Annotated in this window: 16 protein-coding genes; 9 read left to right on the top strand and 7 right to left on the bottom strand. The window is 69.7% G+C overall.

The genetic code is table 11. The features are described from left to right. Positions 1–43: 43 nt before the first annotated feature. From RAC81_RS03890 to RAC81_RS03870, 5 genes are all read left to right on the top strand, one after another. Entirely contained in the window at positions 44–952 is a 909-nt protein-coding gene (locus RAC81_RS03890) for an N-acetylglucosamine kinase (protein ID WP_375081104.1), read from the top strand. A gap of 52 nt (positions 953–1,004) precedes the next feature. Next, on the top strand, positions 1,005–1,943 hold the full coding sequence (gene murQ / locus RAC81_RS03885; protein ID WP_375081103.1) for an N-acetylmuramic acid 6-phosphate etherase: 939 nt from the start codon (positions 1,005–1,007) through the stop codon (positions 1,941–1,943). 69 nt (positions 1,944–2,012) lie between these two features. Continuing rightward, positions 2,013–2,570: a hypothetical protein gene (locus RAC81_RS03880; RefSeq protein ID WP_375081102.1), complete on the top strand. Its 558-nt coding sequence runs from the start codon at positions 2,013–2,015 to the stop codon at positions 2,568–2,570. 188 nt (positions 2,571–2,758) lie between these two features. After that, complete coding sequence (locus RAC81_RS03875; RefSeq protein ID WP_375081101.1) at positions 2,759–4,207, top strand: glyceraldehyde-3-phosphate dehydrogenase; 1,449 nt, start codon at positions 2,759–2,761, stop codon at positions 4,205–4,207. Positions 4,208–4,254: 47 nt separating this feature from the next. Beyond that, positions 4,255–5,313, top strand: coding sequence for a winged helix DNA-binding domain-containing protein (locus tag RAC81_RS03870; RefSeq protein WP_375081100.1), 1,059 nt, complete (start codon positions 4,255–4,257; stop codon positions 5,311–5,313). A 107-nt stretch (positions 5,314–5,420) separates the two neighbouring features. Here the strand turns inward: RAC81_RS03870 and RAC81_RS03865 are convergent, their stop codons facing one another. Then, a complete protein-coding gene (locus RAC81_RS03865; protein WP_375081099.1) occupies positions 5,421–6,863 on the bottom strand; it encodes a helix-turn-helix domain-containing protein in 1,443 nt (480 codons plus the stop codon). A 109-nt stretch (positions 6,864–6,972) separates the two neighbouring features. Between RAC81_RS03865 and RAC81_RS03860 the strand changes: the two genes are divergently transcribed. Further along, positions 6,973–8,835 (top strand): phosphoenolpyruvate carboxykinase (GTP), encoded by a 1,863-nt coding sequence (locus RAC81_RS03860; RefSeq protein ID WP_375081098.1) that lies wholly within the window; start codon positions 6,973–6,975, stop codon positions 8,833–8,835. Positions 8,836–9,074: 239 nt separating this feature from the next. On the opposite strand, the gene RAC81_RS03855 is transcribed toward RAC81_RS03860, so the two are convergent. Together RAC81_RS03855 and RAC81_RS03850 are read right to left on the bottom strand one after the other, a co-directional pair. Further along, complete coding sequence (locus RAC81_RS03855) at positions 9,075–10,961, bottom strand: ABC transporter ATP-binding protein (protein WP_375081097.1); 1,887 nt, start codon at positions 10,959–10,961, stop codon at positions 9,075–9,077. Between the two features lie 74 nt (positions 10,962–11,035). Further along, the gene (locus tag RAC81_RS03850; RefSeq protein WP_375081096.1) at positions 11,036–11,242 is read right to left on the bottom strand and encodes an AsnC family protein; all 207 of its coding nucleotides are present in this window, start codon (positions 11,240–11,242) and stop codon (positions 11,036–11,038) included. 119 nt (positions 11,243–11,361) lie between these two features. Here RAC81_RS03850 and RAC81_RS03845 point away from each other — a divergent pair, with 119 nt between their 5' ends. Continuing rightward, positions 11,362–11,988, top strand: coding sequence for an HAD family hydrolase (locus RAC81_RS03845; protein WP_375081095.1), 627 nt, complete (start codon positions 11,362–11,364; stop codon positions 11,986–11,988). Between the two features lie 61 nt (positions 11,989–12,049). Here RAC81_RS03845 and RAC81_RS03840 read toward each other — a convergent pair whose 3' ends face one another. After that, positions 12,050–13,510, bottom strand: coding sequence for an MFS transporter (locus RAC81_RS03840; RefSeq protein WP_251586030.1), 1,461 nt, complete (start codon positions 13,508–13,510; stop codon positions 12,050–12,052). Positions 13,511–13,650: 140 nt separating this feature from the next. On the opposite strand from RAC81_RS03840, the gene RAC81_RS03835 reads away from it, so the two are divergent. Together RAC81_RS03835 and RAC81_RS03830 are read left to right on the top strand one after the other, a co-directional pair. Then, positions 13,651–14,148 (top strand): metallophosphoesterase family protein, encoded by a 498-nt coding sequence (locus tag RAC81_RS03835; protein WP_375081094.1) that lies wholly within the window; start codon positions 13,651–13,653, stop codon positions 14,146–14,148. A 21-nt stretch (positions 14,149–14,169) separates the two neighbouring features. Beyond that, the gene (locus RAC81_RS03830) at positions 14,170–14,670 is read left to right on the top strand and encodes a GAF domain-containing protein (RefSeq protein ID WP_375081093.1); all 501 of its coding nucleotides are present in this window, start codon (positions 14,170–14,172) and stop codon (positions 14,668–14,670) included. Between the two features lie 72 nt (positions 14,671–14,742). Here the strand turns inward: RAC81_RS03830 and RAC81_RS03825 are convergent, their stop codons facing one another. From RAC81_RS03825 to RAC81_RS03815, 3 genes are all read right to left on the bottom strand, one after another. Next, on the bottom strand, positions 14,743–16,491 hold the full coding sequence (locus tag RAC81_RS03825; protein WP_375081092.1) for a beta-galactosidase family protein: 1,749 nt from the start codon (positions 16,489–16,491) through the stop codon (positions 14,743–14,745). Between the two features lie 61 nt (positions 16,492–16,552). Continuing rightward, positions 16,553–17,908 (bottom strand): ABC transporter substrate-binding protein, encoded by a 1,356-nt coding sequence (locus RAC81_RS03820; RefSeq protein ID WP_375081091.1) that lies wholly within the window; start codon positions 17,906–17,908, stop codon positions 16,553–16,555. Positions 17,909–17,973: 65 nt separating this feature from the next. Further along, positions 17,974–18,864 (bottom strand): carbohydrate ABC transporter permease, encoded by an 891-nt coding sequence (locus RAC81_RS03815; protein WP_375081090.1) that lies wholly within the window; start codon positions 18,862–18,864, stop codon positions 17,974–17,976. Position 18,865 lies beyond the last annotated feature (1 nt).

Genomic DNA, 18,865 nt, shown 5'->3' with positions numbered 1-18,865 from the left:
AACAATTCTTTCATGACTAACGGCTTATGCGTACACTATTTTCATGCCTGACCTCTCCGTGCTCGCCGTCGACCTCGGCAAGTCGCGCTGCCGAGTCGTGCTCGCGGGGCTCGAGCGCCGCGTGACGGTCGAGGGCGTCGGGGCGCCCGGACTCGCCGCCGCGGGCGGACTCGACGCCGCGGTCGCCGCCATCCTCCCGCTGACCTCCGACATCACGGGCTACGAGGCCGTCTCGGTCGGCGCCGCCGGCGCGTGGGCGGCGCCGACCGCGGCATCCGAGCTCGCGCAGCGGCTGCACGCTCGGCTCGACGTCCCGGTCGCCGTCACCTCCGACGTCGTCTCCGCCCACGTCGGTGCGCTCGGCGGGGGAGTGGGAGTGCTCCTGATCGCCGGCACGGGAGCTGCAGCCCTCGGCGTCGACGCCGACGGCATCCGTCTCGTCGACGGCTGGGGGCCCGAGGTCGGAGACTTCGGCAGCGGATCCTGGTTCGGTCGCGAGGCCCTGCGCGCCGCGCTCCGCGCCTCGGTCGGACTCATCGCGCCCACCGTCCTCTCCGATCGCGTCGCGGCGGCGATCGGCTCCCTCGACGAGACTCAGCGGTGGCTCGCACAGGACTCCCCGCTCGCCCGCAGGCTCGCCACGCTCGCGCCTCTCGTGCTCGACGCCGCCGCCGACGGTGATCTCGTCGCACGCGACATCGCCGTGGAAGGCGCGCGCCTGCTCGTCGACTCCGCCGTCGCGGCTGCCGCACACACCACCCGGGTCGCCCTGCACGGCGGGCTCACGCAGCACCGCTGGTTCCGCGAACGCCTCGACGGAACCCTGCGCGCGGCCGGCCGGGAACCCGTCGATGCCGCAGGCGATGCCCTCGACGGCGCCGTGCTCATCGCCGAGCGCACGGGCCTCGACGCCCCGCTCCCGCACGAGAGGTACGTGCACCGTGCCGGCTGAACCCGAGGCCCACGAAGTCTCCCGCACCCCATCCCCGAGAGGTCCGCACACCGTGCCCACTGAAGCCCAGCGACTGTCCGCCCTGCTCGACGAGCTCTCCGCCCTCGGCACCGAAGCGTCGTCGACCGAACGCGGAGACCTCGACCTGCTCGGCACCGCCGAGCTCGTGCGGCGCATGAACGCCGAAGACCAGCGCGTGGCGACTGCGGTCGCTGACCGCAGCGCCGAGATCACCGCGGCCGTCGACGGCATCACCGCGCGGTTCCGCCGCGGCGGACGGCTCATCTACATCGGCGCCGGCACCGCCGGACGCATCGGCGTGCTCGACGCGAGCGAGTGCCCGCCCACGTTCGGCACCGACCCCTCGATGGTGGTCGGCCTCATCGCCGGCGGCGAGACCGCGATCCGATCCGCCGTCGAGAACGCGGAGGACGACGACCGTGCGGCCGGCGAATCGCTCCGTGAGCTGAACGTGACCGAGCGCGACACCGTGGTCGGCATCTCGGCCTCCGGTCGCACCCCGTACGTCATCGGCGGACTGGAGTACGCGCGCGGCATCGGCGCGCTCACCGTCGCGATCGCCTCGAACGCGGAGTCGGCGATCGGTGCGGTCGCCGACATCGCGATCGAGGTCGTCACCGGCCCGGAGTTCATCTCTGGCTCGACCCGCCTCAAGTCGGGAACCGCGCAGAAGCTCGTCGTCAACATGCTCACGACGTTGTCGATGATCAACCTCGGCAAGACCTACCACGGCGTCATGGTCGACCTCCTCGCCACGAACGAGAAGCTGCACGCGCGGTCGATCCGTACGGTCACCGAGCTCACCGGCGCCGACGTCGCCCAGGCGTCGTCGGCGCTCGCCGCGGCCGACGGCTCCGTCAAGCTCGCCATCCTCATCCTCACCACGGGGGCGGAGCCGGATGCCGCGCGCGCCGCGCTTGTCAACGCCGACGGCATCCTGCGTGTGGCGATCGCCGCATTGACCCACTGATCGCGCGCGTCTCGTGGATTGAGAGCGCGGGCGGGGGCGACCGGGGCTCGGCGCCCGTAGGATCATCCCGTGGATCCCCTCGTCCCCGGTGCGCCGTGGCTGCTGGCCCTGGCGGGACTCGTGTCCGGGGCGGCATGCCTCGCGGCGTGGCGGCGGGTGCCCTGGCAGGTGCGCCAGATGGCGCTGCTGCGGGCGTCGGCCCTCATCGCACTGGCCGTGCTCGGCGGTGGAGCCCTGTCGCACATGATCCTCGGCGTGCTGCTACTGCTGTCGGCGATGGCGGGCACGATCGGAGTGCGAGGACTCCGTGCCGCTCCGATGTGCTTCCATCGCGCCGTGGTCTCGCTCGTGCTGGCGATCTGCCTGTGGGACACGGCAGGTGCAGGGGTGGGTGCGGGTGCAGGAGCCGGCGAGGTCGCCGCCTCCGTCGGGTACCACGATCACGGCCCGCAGTTCACCGGCATCCTGTCCCTCGTCGGGGTGGTCGGCGTCATCGGCGTCGTGCTCTGGACGATCGTGTCGCAGCAGGTGGTCAGCCCGTCCTCCGACCGCCGCACCCGCACGCTGCTCGGCGTGGAATCGTGGTCGATGGCCGCGGGCGTCGCCCTGCTCTGCCTCGCGATGTGAGCGGTCGCCGCGCTCGTCGCTGAGCTGCTGCTCGGCGTACTCCGCCGAGCCGGGTGAACCGCGCAGCGGCCGGCATCCCGATTTCTCCGACTTCGCACCCGCACCGTACCCTGGTGGCATCCCCCGAAGCTCACCCGGCAATTCCGCGCGCCGGCGACCTCGGCGCGCTCACACATGCAAGGACGCAGATGAACGACACCGCCGCATCCCACGACGCCTGGACCGCGCGCGAAGAGCTCGCCGAGCGGATGATCCCGCTCATCGGAGCCCTCAAGCGCGACCGCGACGTGGTCACCTCGCTGCACGGCCACCGCCTCGTGGGACTCTCGGCCACCGGGATCGTCGAGATGCACGACCGCGTCGCCCAACTCGGCCACGAGGAGCTCGCGCTGGAGGACACGCTCGCCGTCATCGAGGCGATCCACGCGCTCGCGCCCGGAGCATCCTCCCTCGACGTCGCGCGCCTCGTCGAGGGTCACCGCGACAGCGGTGCGTCGCTCGCCGACCACCTCGCGGAGGCGCTCGCCCCCGCGATCGGCGCGACGGCCGCCGAGCCCACCGACGTCGTGCTGTACGGCTTCGGCCGTATCGGCCGGCTGCTCGCCCGCATCCTCATCGCCCACACCGGCGGCGGCAGCGGCTTGCGGCTGCGCGCGATCGTCGTGCGGCGCGGCTCGGCCGACGACCTCGTCAAGCGCGCCTCGCTGCTGCTGCGCGACTCCGTGCACGGACGATTCGCCGGATCCGTCACCGTCGACGAGGAGGCCGAGCAGATCATCGCGAACGGCACCCGCATCCAGGTGATCTACTCCGACGACCCCGCATCGATCGACTACACGGCCCACGGCATCCACGATGCGATCGTGGTCGACAACACGGGACGCTGGCGCGACGAGGCCGGGCTGAGCCGCCACCTCGAGTCGACCGGCGTCGCTCGGGTGCTGCTCACCGCGCCGGGCAAGGGCGCGCTGAAGAACATCGTGCACGGCATCAACGACCAGACGATCACGTCCGACGACCGCATCGTCACGGCGGCCTCCTGCACCACCAACGCCATCACGCCGGTGCTCAAGGCGGTCGACGAGGCCTACGGCATCGTGCGCGGGCACGTCGAGACCGTGCATTCGTTCACGAACGACCAGAACCTGATCGACAACTTCCACAGCGGCGATCGTCGAGGACGCTCGGCCGTGCTCAACATGGTCATCACCGAGACCGGGGCGGCCAAGGCCGTGGCCCGTGCGCTGCCCGAACTCGAGGGCAAGCTCACCGGATCGGCGATCCGCGTGCCCACGCCCGACGTCTCGCTCGCCGTGCTTCATCTCACGCTCGAGCGCCCTGCCGTGAAGGACGAACTCAACGACTACCTGCGCCGCGTCTCGCTGCACTCCAAGCTGCGCCAGCAGATCGACTACGTCGAGAGCCCCGAGGTCGTCTCGACGGACTTCGTCGGATCCCACCGCGCCGGCATCGTCGACGGACTCGCGACCATCGCGAACGACCACGACGTCGTGCTGTACGTCTGGTACGACAACGAGTACGGCTACTCCTGCCAGGTCATCCGCGTGCTCGAGGTCATGGCCGGATCGCACCCCGTCGTGCTCCCCGCGCGTCGCGAGGTCACGCTGCACGGCTGACTCCCGAGTTCTCCCATTGCGGGGGAGGTCCCGGCCATGATGGGGACATGAAGACCGCGACCCTGTTGACGGAGCGCCTCCGCTCGCATCGCCTCACGGCCCCGGCGCGCACCGTGACCGACGCGGCCGCGCACATGCTGGCCGTGCAGAGCCAGGACTTCACGGCAGGACGCTGGGCGCTCGCCTCACGCACCCGTGGCGAGCCGACCCTCGCCGCGGTCGACGCCGCGTTCGACCGAGGCGAGCTTGTGCGCGCGTGGACCATGCGCGGCACCCTGCACATCATCCCCGCGCGCGACCTCGGCTGGGTGCTGTCGGTCACTGCGCAGCGGCAACGCCAGCAGGCGGCGGGGCGCCGCCGCGACCTCGGCATCGACGACGCCATGATCGACGTCGTCACAGCGGCGGTCGTGCCGCGGCTGCGCGACGGCGGACTCACGAGGTCCGAGATGTTCGAGGTGTTCGCCGGCGTCGGGGTCGACCCCAGCGGGCAGCGCGGCATCCACCTGCTGAGCGAGCTGACCCTGATCGGTCTGCTGTGCCAGGGGCCGGTCGTCGCACGAGACGGCATCACGCGCGAGCAGCGATTCGTGCTCGTCGACGGTCACATCCGCGAGCACGCCGCCCCCGACGACCCGCTGGCCGAACTGTTCGTCCGCTACATCGACGGGCACGGACCGGCGACGGTCGCAGATTTCGCGTGGTGGTCGGGACTGACCCTCGGCCTGTCACGAGAGGCCCGCGACCGCGCCGACGGGCGGGTGACCGAGGTCGAGGAGGGGGTCTTCCTCGCGGCGGACCGCCCGCGCCGTGCAGGCCGGGCTGAATCCGTCATCGCCCTCGGAGCCTTCGACGAGTACTACATCTCCTACGCCGACCGCACAGCGGTGTGCGCCCCCGAGCACCTCGCGGCAGTGGGACCCGGCAAGAACGGCATGGTGCGCGCGACCCTCGTCGCCGACGGGCAGGTGATCGGATGCTGGACGCACGCCGCCGCATCCCTCGGCACCCCACCCGAGCTCTTCGACGACCCGGGTCGGCAGTCGGTGGACGAGGATGCCGTGCGCGACGCGCTCGCGCGGTTCGCGAGGTTCGTCGGGAAGTAGAGGGGGAGGACCCGGAGTACGCGCTCGGGCAGCGAGCGGAGCCCGGGACTACTCGCTCGCGTGCCGCCCCAGGAACGAGTACCGGAGTTGCTCGCCGGAGGGGACCGTCACTCGCTTGCGTGCCGCCCCAGGAACGAGTACACCTCGTTGTCGTCGACGCCCGGGAACGCGCCGCGGGGGAGCGGCGAGAACATGTGCGTGTGCACGCGGGCGCTGGGCCACGCCTTGCCGTTCCAGCGCTCGGCCAGGTCGGCCGGAGGGCGGCGGCAGCACGCCTCGTCGGGGCAGCTCGATGTGGCCCGGTCGGAGGTCTCGCGCCCCCGCCACCACCGCGCGTCGTCGAACGGCACGCCGACCGTCACCGAGAACTCGCCGTCGGTCGACGACCCGGTCTGCGTCGAGCACCAGAACGTGCCGGACGGCGTATCGGTGTACTGGTGATGCTCCGTGGTGCGGTTCTGCTGGGTGAATGCGCTCCGCGCCTGGAACTTACGGCACACCCGCTGCCCCTCCACCGAGCCGGTGACGTCCATCGGCAGGGGGAGGCCGTCGTTCTCGTACACGCGGGTGATGGCGCCCGTCGCGTCCACCCGAAGGAAGTGCAGCGACATGCCGAGGTGCTGCGTCATGAGGTTCGTCATCCGCATCCCCGCCGCCTCGTGGGTCACTCCGAACGCATCCCGGAAGTCCTCGACCGCGAGGTTGCGGTCCTTCTTCGCCTGCTGCAGGAACGCCACCGCCGCGGTCTCCGGCATCAGGCACGACGCGGCGAAGTAGTTGATCTCCAGCCGCTGCTGCAGGAAGTCGGCGTAGTCGGTCGGCGGGGTGTGGCCGAGCAGGCGATGAGCCATCGCCTGCAGCGCCATCGAGCGCAGGCCGTGGCCGCCGGGGATCGACGCCGGCGGCAGGTAGATCCGACCGTTCTCGAGATCGGTCACCGACCGGGTCGAGTGGGGGAGGTCGTTCACGTAGATGAGCTCGAAGCCGAGCTTCTCGGCCATGATGCTCACCGTGCGGTGGGTGAGAGCGCCCTGCACGTGTCCGGCCGACCGCAGCTGCTTCTCGGCCAGCTTCTCGATGTCGCCGAGGTAGTTGTGCTGGGCCCGCATCCTCAGCCGCAGCTCGGTGTTGGCGCGGCGCGCCTCCTCCGGGGTCGCGATCGCCTCGCGCTCTCGACGCTGCAGTTCGCGGTGCAGACCGAGCAGCGATTCGATGGTCTCGTCGCTCATGCCCTTCGTCACACGCACGGGAGCGACGCCGAGCTGTCGGAACACCGGGCTCTCCTGCGCCCGCTCCAACTCGATCTCCAGTGCGGCGCGGCGGTTGGGCGGCTCGCCGGAGATCAGGTCGGTCACCTCTGTGCCGGTCGCCTGCGCCAGCGCCTGCAGCAGCGACAGCTTCGGTTCTCGCTTGCCGTTCTCGATGAGGCTGAGCTGCGAACCCGCGACGCCGACCAGCGCGCCGAGTTCGTCGAGCGTGAACCCGTTCTCGAGCCGGTGGTGCCGGATGCGGTGACCGAGAGTGGCCAGATGAATGCCGGAGGGTGCCATTCCTTGATACTAGCGAAAGAAGATCGATTCTTATCGGATGAATCGTCGAAAAGTGGCGCGCCAACCCCCTGAAGATGGATGCAACGCCCACTTCATAAGGAGAGCAGTCATGGCGATCGCCGAAGTCTTCACCCCTCGTGCAGCATCCGTCGCACCCGTGCGCACGTTCGGGACGGCACCGACCTATGACACCCCCGCGATGAAGGAGCTGTCCGCCTGGGTCGACGAGATCGCCGCGCTGACGCAGCCCGACTCGATCCACTGGGTCGACGGGTCGCGCGCCGAGAACGACTGGCTGCTGCGCGGCCTCGTGAGCGAGGGCAAGCTCATCAAGCTCAATCCCGAGTGGCGTCCCGGCTCGTACCTCGCCCGCTCGCACCCGAGCGACGTCGCCCGCACCGAGGGTCGCACGTACATCGCCTCCGAGCGCGAAGAGGATGCCGGCCCCACGAACAACTGGGCCGACCCCACGCAGATGCGCGAGAAGATGACCGAGATCTTCGAAGGGTCGATGCGCGGACGGACGATGTTCGTCGTGCCGTTCTCGATGGGACCGGTCGGCGGACCCCTCTCGCACATCGGGGTTCAGATCACCGACAGCGCCTACGCGGTAGCCTCCATCGGCATCATGACCCGCGTCGGCGACGCGGTCACCCGGCAGATCGCCGAGGGCGCCCCGTGGGTCAAGACGGTCCACTCCGTCGGCGCGCCGCTCGCAGCGGGCGAGCCGGACGTCGAGTGGCCGTGCAACGACGACAAGTACATCGTGCACTTCCCCGAGACGCTCGAGGTCTACTCCTTCGGCTCCGGATACGGCGGCAACGCGATCCTGGCCAAGAAGTGCTTCGCGCTGCGCATCGCCTCGGTCATCGCCCGTGACGAGGGGTGGCTCGCGGAGCACATGCTGCTCATCCGCGTGATCGACCCGACCGGCAAGGCGTACCATGTCGCCGCCGCGTTCCCCTCGGCGTGCGGCAAGACGAACCTCGCGATGCTGCGTCCGACGATCCCGGGCTGGCGCGTCGAAACCCTCGGCGACGACATCGCGTGGATCCGCCCCGGCGAGGACGGACGCCTCTGGGCGATCAACCCCGAGGCCGGCTTCTTCGGCGTCGCGCCGGGCACCGGGGAGTCGACCAACGTCACCGCGGTCGAGACGCTGTGGGGCAACACGATCTTCACGAACGTCGCCCTGCGTCCCGACGGCGACGTCTGGTGGGAGGGGCTGACCGAGAACGCGCCGGCCGACCTCATCGACTGGGAGGGCAATGCGTGGACGCCGGACTCCGGACGCCCCGCCGCGCACCCCAACTCCCGCTTCACGGTGTCGGCGGCGCAGTGCCCGCAGATCTCCGAGGACTGGGAGGAGGCCGTGCCGCTCGATGTCATCCTTTTCGGCGGACGCCGCGCGAGCAATGTCCCCCTCGTCGTCGAGGCGACCGACTGGACCCACGGTGTCTTCCTCGGATCGAACATCTCGTCGGAGCGCACCGCCGCCGCCGAAGGAAAGGTGGGCGAGCTGCGCCGCGACCCGTTCGCGATGCTCCCGTTCTGCGGCTACAACATGGCCGACTACTTCGGACACTGGCTCAAGGTCGGTCGCGGACTCCGCTTCGACCGCGCACCGCGCATCTTCCAGGTGAACTGGTTCCGCCGTGGCTCGGACGGCCGGTTCCTGTGGCCCGGGTTCGGCGACAACTCGCGAGTCGTCGACTGGATCATCCGCCGCATCTCGGGGGACGTGCCCGCCGTCGACAGCCCCATCGGCCGCCTGCCCCGGATCGAGGACCTGAACCTCGACGGGATCGACGTGCCCGAGGCCGACCTCGAAGAGCTCTTCACGGTCGACCCGGAGGCGTGGAAGACCGAGGCCGACCTCACCGAGGAGTTCTACGACACGTTCGGCGACAGGGTGCCCGCAGCGCTGCGCGCCGAGCTCGCCTCCCTGCGCTACCGCCTCGACAAGGCGTGAGAGCCGGGCGCCGGTTCGGGGGAGCCGGCGTCCTACACTCCTCCACCCAGGAGGACCCCGGACCCGCGAGGGCGGGAAGTCAGAGACGAACCCATGGCTGAGTGGTCTCCGGCATCCCGCCCTCGCGTTTGCGCGCGGCCCCGGCCTGGGAACAGGAGGATCGCCTGAGGACAGGACGATGCTCGGCGGATCATCCTGATCTGGAGCGATGTTCCTGATCTCGGGCGCGGGGGAAGTCCCTACGCCAGCAGCTGATGCCGCGCGAGGTCGCGGTACAGCGGCACCTGCTCCACGAGCTCGGCGTGCGTGCCCTGGCCCACCACGACGCCGTCCTGCAGCACCACGATGAGGTCGCTGTCGACCACGGTCGAGAGGCGGTGCGCGATCACGACGAGAGTGCGGTCGGTCGACACGGCGCCGATGGCCTCCCGCATCCGCTGCTCGTTCACGCCGTCGAGCGACGACGTCGACTCGTCGAGCAGCAGGATCGGTGCATCCGTCAGCAGCGCGCGTGCGATCGCGAGTCGCTGCCTCTCGCCGCCCGACAGCATCACGCCGTCCTCGCCCACCGGGGCCTGCAGACCGAGCGGGCTGCGCTCGAGCACGTCGCCGAGGTTGACGGCCCGAAGGACCCGCTCGCAATCGGCATCCGAGGCATCAGGGGAGGCGAGCCGCAGATTGTCGGCGAGCGTGCCGGCGAGGGTCGGCGCATCCTGCTCGACATAGCCGAACTGGGCCCTCAGCTCGTGGCGCGGATAGGTGCGTGCGTCGTGCCCGTACAGGCGGACGGACCCGCCCGTAGGGTCGTAGAACCGCTCGACGAGCGAGAGGATCGTGCTCTTGCCGGCGCCGCTGGGCCCCACGAGCGCCACGCGTGCGCCACGCGGGACCGAGAACGAGACACCTCGGAGCACCTCGTGGTCCGAGCGCGCCGCGAGCGCCTCGGACGTCGGGTCGAGGTGAGCGTCAGCGAGCAGCGTCCGTGCCTCCTTCTCTGCGGCAGCGCGTGCAGCCAGGACGTTCTCGGGGTATCGGAAGCGCACGTCGCGGAACTCGATCGCGGGCGCGCTCGGGTCGGCCTCGTCGCGCGTCACGGCGGCGGCGATCTCGGCATCCTGCTGGGTCTCCGTCGGCAGATCCAGGACCTCCTGGATGCGGCCGAGCGCCCCGAGCGCCTGATTGACGGACGTGATCGCGCCGAATGTCGTCGCGAGCGGCATCACGAGCATGAACAGGAACAGGATGAACGTGATGAGGGAGGCGATCGTGATCGCTCCGTCGGCGACGCGGAAGCCCCCGACGCCGAGCACCACGAGCAGCGACAGCTGCAGGGCTACACCGGCGATGGGGACGACCAGTGACGAGATCTTCGCGATCCGCACGCCGATGCCGTACGCCTCGGAGGCCAGGTTCGACACGGATTCCGTCTCGCGCTCGGTCGCACCGGATGCCCGAACGGTGCGGATCGACCCCACGGCCCGTTCGACGCCGGACGCCAGCTCTCCGACCTTCTCCTGCTGGGCGGTGGATGCCGTGCGGATCCGCCCGCTGAGGAGCGTGACGCCCACGACCGACGTGCCGATGACCACGACGATCAGCAGGAGCAGCACGGGATCGATCACGAGCATCGCGACGAGAGCGCCGAGGAAGAGCAGGGCGCTGCCGACGGCATCCGCCAGTCCCTGAGTGAGCACGGCGTACAGGAGCGTCGTGTCGGTGCCGACGCGCGAGACCAGGTCGCCGGTGCGGCGCGCGTCGAACTCGCTGATCGGCAGATGCAGGATGCGCGCGATGAGCTTGCGGCGGCTCGAGTACACGACCGCGGTGCCGGTGCGCTGCAGCAGGTAGTGCTGGTAGCCGGAGATGATCGACGAGACGATCACGAACCCGATGAGCAGCCAGACGAGGATGCCGATCCCCGCGTCGGACTGCACGGCCTCGATGACCCGGCCGACGAGGAGGGGCTGCACGAGCGACGTCGCGGCGCCGAACACGCTGAGGATCGCGACGACGATGAGCGTGCGCTTGTGCTCGAAGAGGAAGGGGAGGAGCTGGCGGAAGGTGGCGCGCGGACCGTCCTGCGGTGCGCCCCGTCCGCGTCGGCGTGACGTCGCCGTGCTGGACATGCGTGACCTCGTTCTGAAAGGGGGTACTCCGACCGTACTTCGTGCCGGTCGGGATTCTGTGGGTGGGCTGTGCGTCAGCGGCTGCCGAACCGCCGGTGGGCGGCCTGCTTGCTCACGCCGAGTGCGCCGGCGATCGCCTGCCAGGAGTAACCGAGGTTGCGCGCGCGGCGGACCTCGGCCTCTTCGGCGCGGGCGATCTCGGTGCGGAGTGTCGCGAGTCGGTGCAGTTCCGCGATCGGCTCGCCGCGGTCTTCGAGCGCGTGGGCGGTCGTGAGTGACATGAGAACCTCCGACGAGTGATGTGGGGATGGCGCCAGCGTCAATCTTCGTTGACGCGCGATGAATTGTCAACATTCATTGACGAATGAGGGCTGGCAGACGCATCGCATAGGGTGTGCGGATGCCGAAGAAGCCGTGGATCCTGTTCGACATCGGGGGAGTGCTGGAGGTCGTGGACGATGACAGCTGGCAGGAGCAATGGTGGGAGCGCGTGCGCGGGGTCTCTGGCCTCATGCGGCACGATCTCGACGCGCGGCTCGCCACGGCGGACCTCCCGCGGATCGACCTGACCGTCGGCACGGAGGGCGCATTCTGGGCCGAGCTGGCCCGAGCCCTCGACCTCGACGACGAGCAGCGCTCCGCCATCCGGGCCGACTTCTGGGATGCCTACTGCGGCACGGGCAATCACGAGCTGATCGAGTACGCCCGTTCGCTTCGCGGGAGAGCGAGGACCGCGATCCTCTCCAACTCCGCCGACGGAGCGCGCGAAGAGGAGGGGCGCCGCTTCGGCTTCGCGTCGATCTTCGACCCGATCTGCTACAGCCACGAGCTGGGCGTGGCCAAGCCCGAGCCGCAGGCGTACCTCCGCGCACTGCGGGCGCTCGACGCCGATCCGGCAGAGGTGCTCTTCATCGACGACCACCGGTTCGCGATCGACGGGGCAGCCGCCGTCGGCATCCGCGGGATCCTGCACCGTGACAATGCGGCGACGATCGCGGCGATCGAGGGTTTCCTCGCCGGAGACTGAGCCGGATACGCGGAACGGCCGCACCCCGATCAGGGATGCGGCCGTTCGCAGAGAGCCTCCGTCAGAGCTCGACGGCGGCGGCGACTCCCAGGTCGGACTCGTAGTCGGTGTCCTTCGTCTCGGGCGAGAGCACGAGGGCGATGAACGTCAGCACGCCCATCACCGAGAGGTAGAGACCGACGAGCCAGGGAGCGCCGTCGCCGAGCTCCCACAGCCACACGGCGATGAGCGGAGCGACCGCCGCGCCGAGGATCGACGACACGTTGTACGAGATCGCAGACCCCGTGTAGCGCACGTTCGTCGGGAACAGCTCCGGCAGCAGCGCGCCCATCGGGCCGAACGTGGCTCCCATGAGCATGAAGCCGAACACGAGGAACGCCTGCGCGAGCGCGCCCGTGAACTTCGGGTCCATCGCCGGCAGCAGGAACGCGTTGAACGTGAGGCCGAACACGATGATGAGCCCCGTGACCCACAGCAGCAGCTTGCGGCGGCCGACCGCGTCGGCGATCGGACCCGACAGCAGCGTGAAGATTCCGAAGAACACGACGCCCACGATCTGCATGAGCACGAAGTCGGTGTAACCGAAGCCCAGGCCGGGGTAGAACTGGGCGGCGAACGCCGATGCGTCGAAGTCCTTGCCCGCGGCCTCGGCGGCCGCCTGCGCGGCGGCGGATGCCGTCTCCAGCGACGCGGGCTTGGTGCCGTATGCGAGCGTGAAGTTCGTCATCAGGTAGAACAGCACGTACGTCGCCAGCATGATGAAGGTGCCGAGGATCAGCGCCTTCCAGTGGTGACGGAACACGGTCGCGAGCGGGAGCTTGCGGATCGCCCCGACCTTCTCGGCCTTCTTGAACGTGTCGGACTCGACGAGCTTGAGACGCACCCACAGGCCGATGATGACCATGACGGCCGAGAACAGGAACGGGATCCGCCAGCCCCACGACAGGAACGCCTCGGACTTCAGCGCCGGGTTCTCGGCGTGCGGGAGCAGCCAGTTGATCGCGAGGAAGAGGAAGTTCGCGATGATGAACCCGAGTGGAGCGCCCAGCTGCGGGAACGTGCCGTACCAGGCGCGCTTGCCCGCCGGGGCGTTCTCGGTGGCCACGAGCGCGGCGCCCGACCACTCGCCGCCCAGAGCGAAGCCCTGGAACAGGCGCAGGATGAGGAGCAGCAGAGCGGCCCACCACCCGATCTGCTGGAAGGTGGGGAGCAGACCGATCACGAACGTCGCGATCCCCATCGTCAGCAGCGACGCGACCAGCGTGGCCTTGCGACCGAACCGATCGCCGAAGTGGCCGAACACCACGGCGCCGATCGGGCGCGCGACCATGGCGGCGCCGAAGACGGCGAACGACGAGAGGAGGGACGTGGTGTCGTTGCCCGTCGGGAAGAAGAGGACGGGGAAGACGAGCACGGCGGCGGTGGCGTACGCGTAGAAGTCGTAGAACTCGATCGTGGTGCCGACGAGGCTGGCGGTGATGACCCGCGAGCGTGGATTCGCGGGCGCTGTGGACGTACTCATGCTGCTCCTTAGATCCGTGCGACGGCATACCGCGCACCGGGCGATCCTACGCCTTCCTGAGTGTTTCCTGGGCGCGCACGGCGGTCGGCTGCCGAGATCGACGTGCGTAGAGTCGGGGGACACCCCGCGGAAGGATGCCGATGACCACCAGGATGCTGCTGCTCGCCGACACCCATGTGCCGAAGCGCGCTCGCCGATTGCCCGACGCGGTCCTGCGGGCGATCGACGATGCGGATATCGTCGCGCACGCGGGGGACTGGGTCGATCTGCCGACCCTCGATCTGATCGAGGAGCGGGCGCGCGTCTTCTACGGCGTGCACGGCAACAACGACGGGCCCGAGTTGCGCGAGCGGCTCCCCGAGGTCGCACGGTTCGAGGTCGAGGAGGTGCGCGTCGCGATGATCCATGAGACCGGTCAGGCCGCGCGACGCGAGCAGCGCATGGACGAGGCGTTCCCCGAGACCGATCTGCTGGTCTTCGGCCACTCGCACATCCCGTGGGACACGGTCGCTCCCTCCGGGATGCGGCTGCTCAACCCCGGCTCGCCCACAGACCGCCGTCGTCAGCCCGTCTGCACGATGATGACGGTGGCGATCGACGGGGCCGGGATCGAGGCGACGCTGGTGCCGATCGCGTGAGGGAGCCGTAGGGTCGGGGGCATGGCAGCCATCGAGGAGACCCCCGTCTACCGCGCGCCGATGAGATCGCGCGACGATGCGGTTCCGCAGGGGGCGGGGACGGAGCGGGCGCTCGCGCTCGGAGTCTGCGGGATCGGCGGCAGGCTGCACCCTGCTCCCCGCTCGCTGGAGGATGCGCTGACGGAGGCTGACGCGCAGTCCGGCATCCGACTGGCGTGGCGTATCGAGAGGTTCGCGAAGGCGCCGATGGGTGCTTTCGTCTGGACGAGAGACGTCGACGGTCTGACCTATCTCGGCCGCCTCGTCGGACCCTGGGCGTATGACACCGACGACGCAGCCGATGCCGTGGACCTCGTGCACGTCCGCGCGTGCGACTGGCTCGCGGAACCCATCGCCGACGAGATGGTGCCGCCGGATGTTCGGGCCGCGTTCGGCCGAGGCGGTCGCAATTGGCAGCGGATCCGCGCCACGAGCGTCAGCGCACCGACGCAGGCGGTCTGGGACGCGGTCGCCGGCGGTTGAGCGGGCGCCTGCCTCTCTACGGGTCGTCGAGCGAGCGGAGAGTCCCGGCCGCCGCTGACCGTGCGTGCAGACCTACTCCTCGACGTCGCCCCGTTCGGCGCGAGCGACGGACTCCACCCGGGGATCCAGCAGCTGCTCGAGCTCGAGCACCACGACCCGGTTCGTTCCGGCCGTCGTGGCGGGTGCGGGAACGTACAGAGTCCGCGTCGGACCGTTGCGCCAGTACCGCCCGAGGAAGAGACCGTTGACGAAGGCGTACCCCTTGCCCCAGCGATCCGTGTCGAGGAACAGATCGGTCGGTGACGCGAGGTCGAACTCGCCGACCCACGCCATCGGTCCGGCAGACGGCTCGACGGGTGTCATCCCGTCGACGGTGGAGTGCCCCACGTGTGCGGCGATCGCCGCGACGTCGAGGGGAGTCGACCGCCATCCGCCGAGGGCGACGCCGTCGAGCGTGATCGCGCCGACCAGCCCCTTCTCCTCGCCGAGCCTGTGGTCGTAGTTCACCCGCCCCTGATCTTCGACGAGGATGCTGAGCACCTGCCCGTCCGGAATGCGGATCGCGCGGTCGTGGCGGGTGCGCGACAGGGTGCCGACCGGCTGCCCGTCGACGCTCACCCAGGCGAGGTCGCGCACCTCGTCGATCGTCAACAGGCCGCCACGGCCCTCGGGCAGCGGCACGTCGTAGCGGACGAGAGCGCTGGCGTGCTCAAGGGCGTCGAACGTCGCGGGGGCACCGGTCGGCGCCGCGGTCGCCGCGGCATCCGTCCATGGACCGACCGCGCGGAGCGGTGCGGAGAACTCGGGGGCCGGAGCCGAGCCCGAGGGCACCTCGTCAGGCACAGGAGCGTATCGGGCGATCACCTCGCGGAACGCGTGGAACTTCGCCGTCGGTTCGCCGGCCTCGTCCAGTGGTGCGTCGTAGTCGTACGACGTCACGATCGGCAGATAGCGGCCCTTGTCGTTGGCGCCGTTCGTGAGACCGAAGTTCGTGCCGCCGTGGAACATGTAGATGTTCACCGACGCGCCCGCGGCGAGCAGGGCGTCGAGGTCCGCTGCGGCCGCGGCCACATCGGTCGTGTGATGCACGCCGCCCCACCAGTCGAACCAGCCGTCCCAGAACTCCGAGCACATCAGCGGGCCGGTCGGCTGGTGAGCGCGGAGCGTCGCGAGTCGCTCGGCGCTGCGGGATCCGAACGATCCCGTCTTGTGCAGTGTCGGGAGGCTGCCGTCCGCCAGCATCCGATCGGTCGGCTGATCGACCGTCGTCAGCGGCACGGTGATGCCCGCCTCTCGGGTGAGGGCGACGAGGGCCTCGAGGTAGGCGGAGTCCGCTCCATAGGCACCGTACTCGTTCTCGATCTGCACGAGGACGACCGGTCCGCCGCGGTCGATCTGCCGCGGAGCGACGATCTCGTACACGCGGCGGAGGTACTCGCTCACGTCCGCGAGGAACGTCGGCTCCGACGAGCGGAGCTCTCGCTCGCCCGCCGTCAGCCAGGTGGGCAGCCCGCCGTTGTGCCACTCCGCGCAGATGTACGGGCCGGGGCGCACGATCGCGTCCATCCCCTCCGCCTGGATCAGGTCGAGGAATCGGCCGAGGTCGTTCCACCCCGTGGCATCCCATTCACCGCGCCGAGGCTCGTGCGCGTTCCAGGCCACGTAGGTCTCGACGGTGTTGAGGCCCATCAGACGAGCCTTGTGGATGCGGTTCGCCCACTGATCAGGGTGGACGCGGAAGTAGTGGATGGCGCCGGAGATCACGCGGTGGGGCTCGCCCCCGCGGAGGAAGTCGGTCTCGCCGATGGAGAAGGAGGTCACGTTGCGGTGCTTTCGGTCGGAGGGCCGGACGGAGAGGATCCCCGCCCGGCCCTCGGCGGTGTTACTTGTTGACGGTGAAGCCCTGCTCGTCGCCGTACTGCGTGAGCGCCTCCTGCCAGGACGCGAGACCGTCGTTCAGGTCGGTGCCGTTCTGGTAGGACTGGCCGACCGTGTCGCCGAAGATGCTGTTGGCGTACACCTGGTAGGGCAGGTAGCTCCACCCGTCGACGACGTCGCCGGCCGCGGCCGCCAGCACCTCGTTGATCTTCTGGCCGCCGAAGTACTCGGGTGCGTCGGCGAGGAACTCCTCGCTGGAGAGCTCCGCGGTCGTCGAGGGGAAGCCGCCGGACTCGAGGAAGATCGAGATGCTCTCCTCCGAGTTGTTCAGCCACCACAGGAAGCCGGCGGCCAGCGCCGGGTTCTCGCTCTGCTTGGTGACGGCCTGGCCGCCGCCGCCGTTCTCAGCCGTCGCCGGAGTGCCGTCGTACGTCGGCATCGGCGCCACGCGCCAGTCGCCGGCGCCGTCAGGGGCGCCCGAGATGAGGTTGCCCGGCATCCACGCGCCGATCACGAGCGTGGCGATGCTGCCGTCGCCGAGGGCCCGGAACCACTCGTCGCTCCAGCTGCTGGTCGGGGCGACGAGACCCTCCTCGACCAGGCGGTTCCAGTTCTCGGTCCACTTCTTCGTACCGGTGTCCTGCAGGTCGATCGTGACGTCGGTCCCGGAGGTCGCGAACGGCTCACCGCCGGCCTGCCAGATCATCGACGTCGCGAAGCCCGCGTCGCCCGTGTCGTTCGTGATGTAGGCGTCGGGGTTGCTCGCGTGGATCGCCTTGGCCGCCTCGTAGTACTCGTCCCACGTGGTCGGCACGGCGACGCCGGCGGCGTCGAAGACCGCCTTGTTGTAGAACATCGCCATCGGGCCGGAGTCCTGCGGCAGGCCGTAGATCGCGTCGCCGTCGGTGACGGAGTTCCACGTCGAGGCCGTGTAGTCGTCCTCGAAGTCGGAGAACCCGAACTGCGAGAGGTCGACGAAGGCGTCGGTCAGTGCGAACTGGGGGAAGGCGTAGTACTCGACCTGCACGACATCGGGCGCGCCCGAACCCGCCTTGATGGCGTTCTGCAGCTTGGTGTACTCCTCGTTGTTGGTGCCCGCGTTGACCACGTTCACCTTCACGTTCGGGTACTCCTTCTCGAAGGCCTCGACCTGGGCTTCGGCCGACGGCGTCCACGACCAGTACGTGATCTCGCCGCCCTTCTCGAGCGCCGCCTCCACGGAGTCGAACGACCCGTCGCCGGCTGCGCCGGACCCTGCGTCGCCACCCGTGCTGCAACCGGCCAGTGCGAGCGCGGCCACGGTGCCGGCCGCGAGCACCGCGACGGTGCGGCGCGCGGCGGGGGAGGGAAGGTGCTTCATTGCTGTGTCCTTTCAGGGTGCGGTCCAGCGTCGGACCGGCTTTCGGGTGCGGAGGGTGCCGGAGGCTATTGCTTGACGCTTCCGGCGGTGAGACCTGACTGCCAGAAGCGCTGCAGCAGCAGGAAGGCGATGACGATCGGGATGATCGTGAGCAGCGAGCCCATGATCACGAGGTTGTAGATCGGTTGGGAGCCGGCGCCGATGGCCTGCGCGCTCCACTGGTTCAGGCCGACGGTCAGTGGGTACCAGTCGGGATCCGAGAGCATGATCAGCGGCAGGAAGTAGTTGTTCCACGTCGCCACGACCGTGAACAGCGCGACCGTGACGATGCCGGGTGCCAGCAGCCGCATCGAGATGGTGAAGAAGGTGCGGAACTCGCCCGCGCCGTCGATGCGGGCGGCTTCGAGCAGCTCGGTGGGAACGGACTCCGAGGCGAACACCCAGATCAGATAGAGGCCGAACGGGCTGATCAGCGAGGGGATGATCACGGCCCAGGGGGTGTTCGTCAGCCCGAGCTCGCTGAAGAGCAGGAAGGTGGGCACCGCGAGCGCGGTACCGGGCACGGCGACCGCGCCGAGCACGATCGCGAACACCGCGCGGCGGCCGGGAAAGCGGAACTTCGCCAGCCCGTACCCGGCCATCGTCGCGAGCAGCGTCGCTCCGCCCGCGCCGACGACGACGTAGAGCAGCGTGTTGCCGAGCCAGCGCAGGAAGATCCCGTCGCGATAGGTGAGCGTCGCCACGAGGTTGTCGACGAACGCGAAGTCGTCGGCGAACCAGAGTCCGAACGAGCTGAAGAGCCCGGATTGCGTCTTGGTCGCGCTGAACAGCAGCCACATGAGCGGGATCAGGGTGTACAGCGCGTACCCGATCATCACGATGAGGAGGATCTTCGACCGTCGCGGGTTCAGCGGGTCGTGGCGCTTCGCGCTGGTGCGGGCGAGGGGGAGTGCCATG

Source organism: Microbacterium sp. CR_7, from assembly GCF_041954755.1.
Classification (GTDB): Bacteria; Actinomycetota; Actinomycetes; order Actinomycetales; family Microbacteriaceae; genus Microbacterium.
Note: the sequence above shows the minus strand (reverse complement) of the source record. Positions and strands in the feature narration are given on the sequence as shown.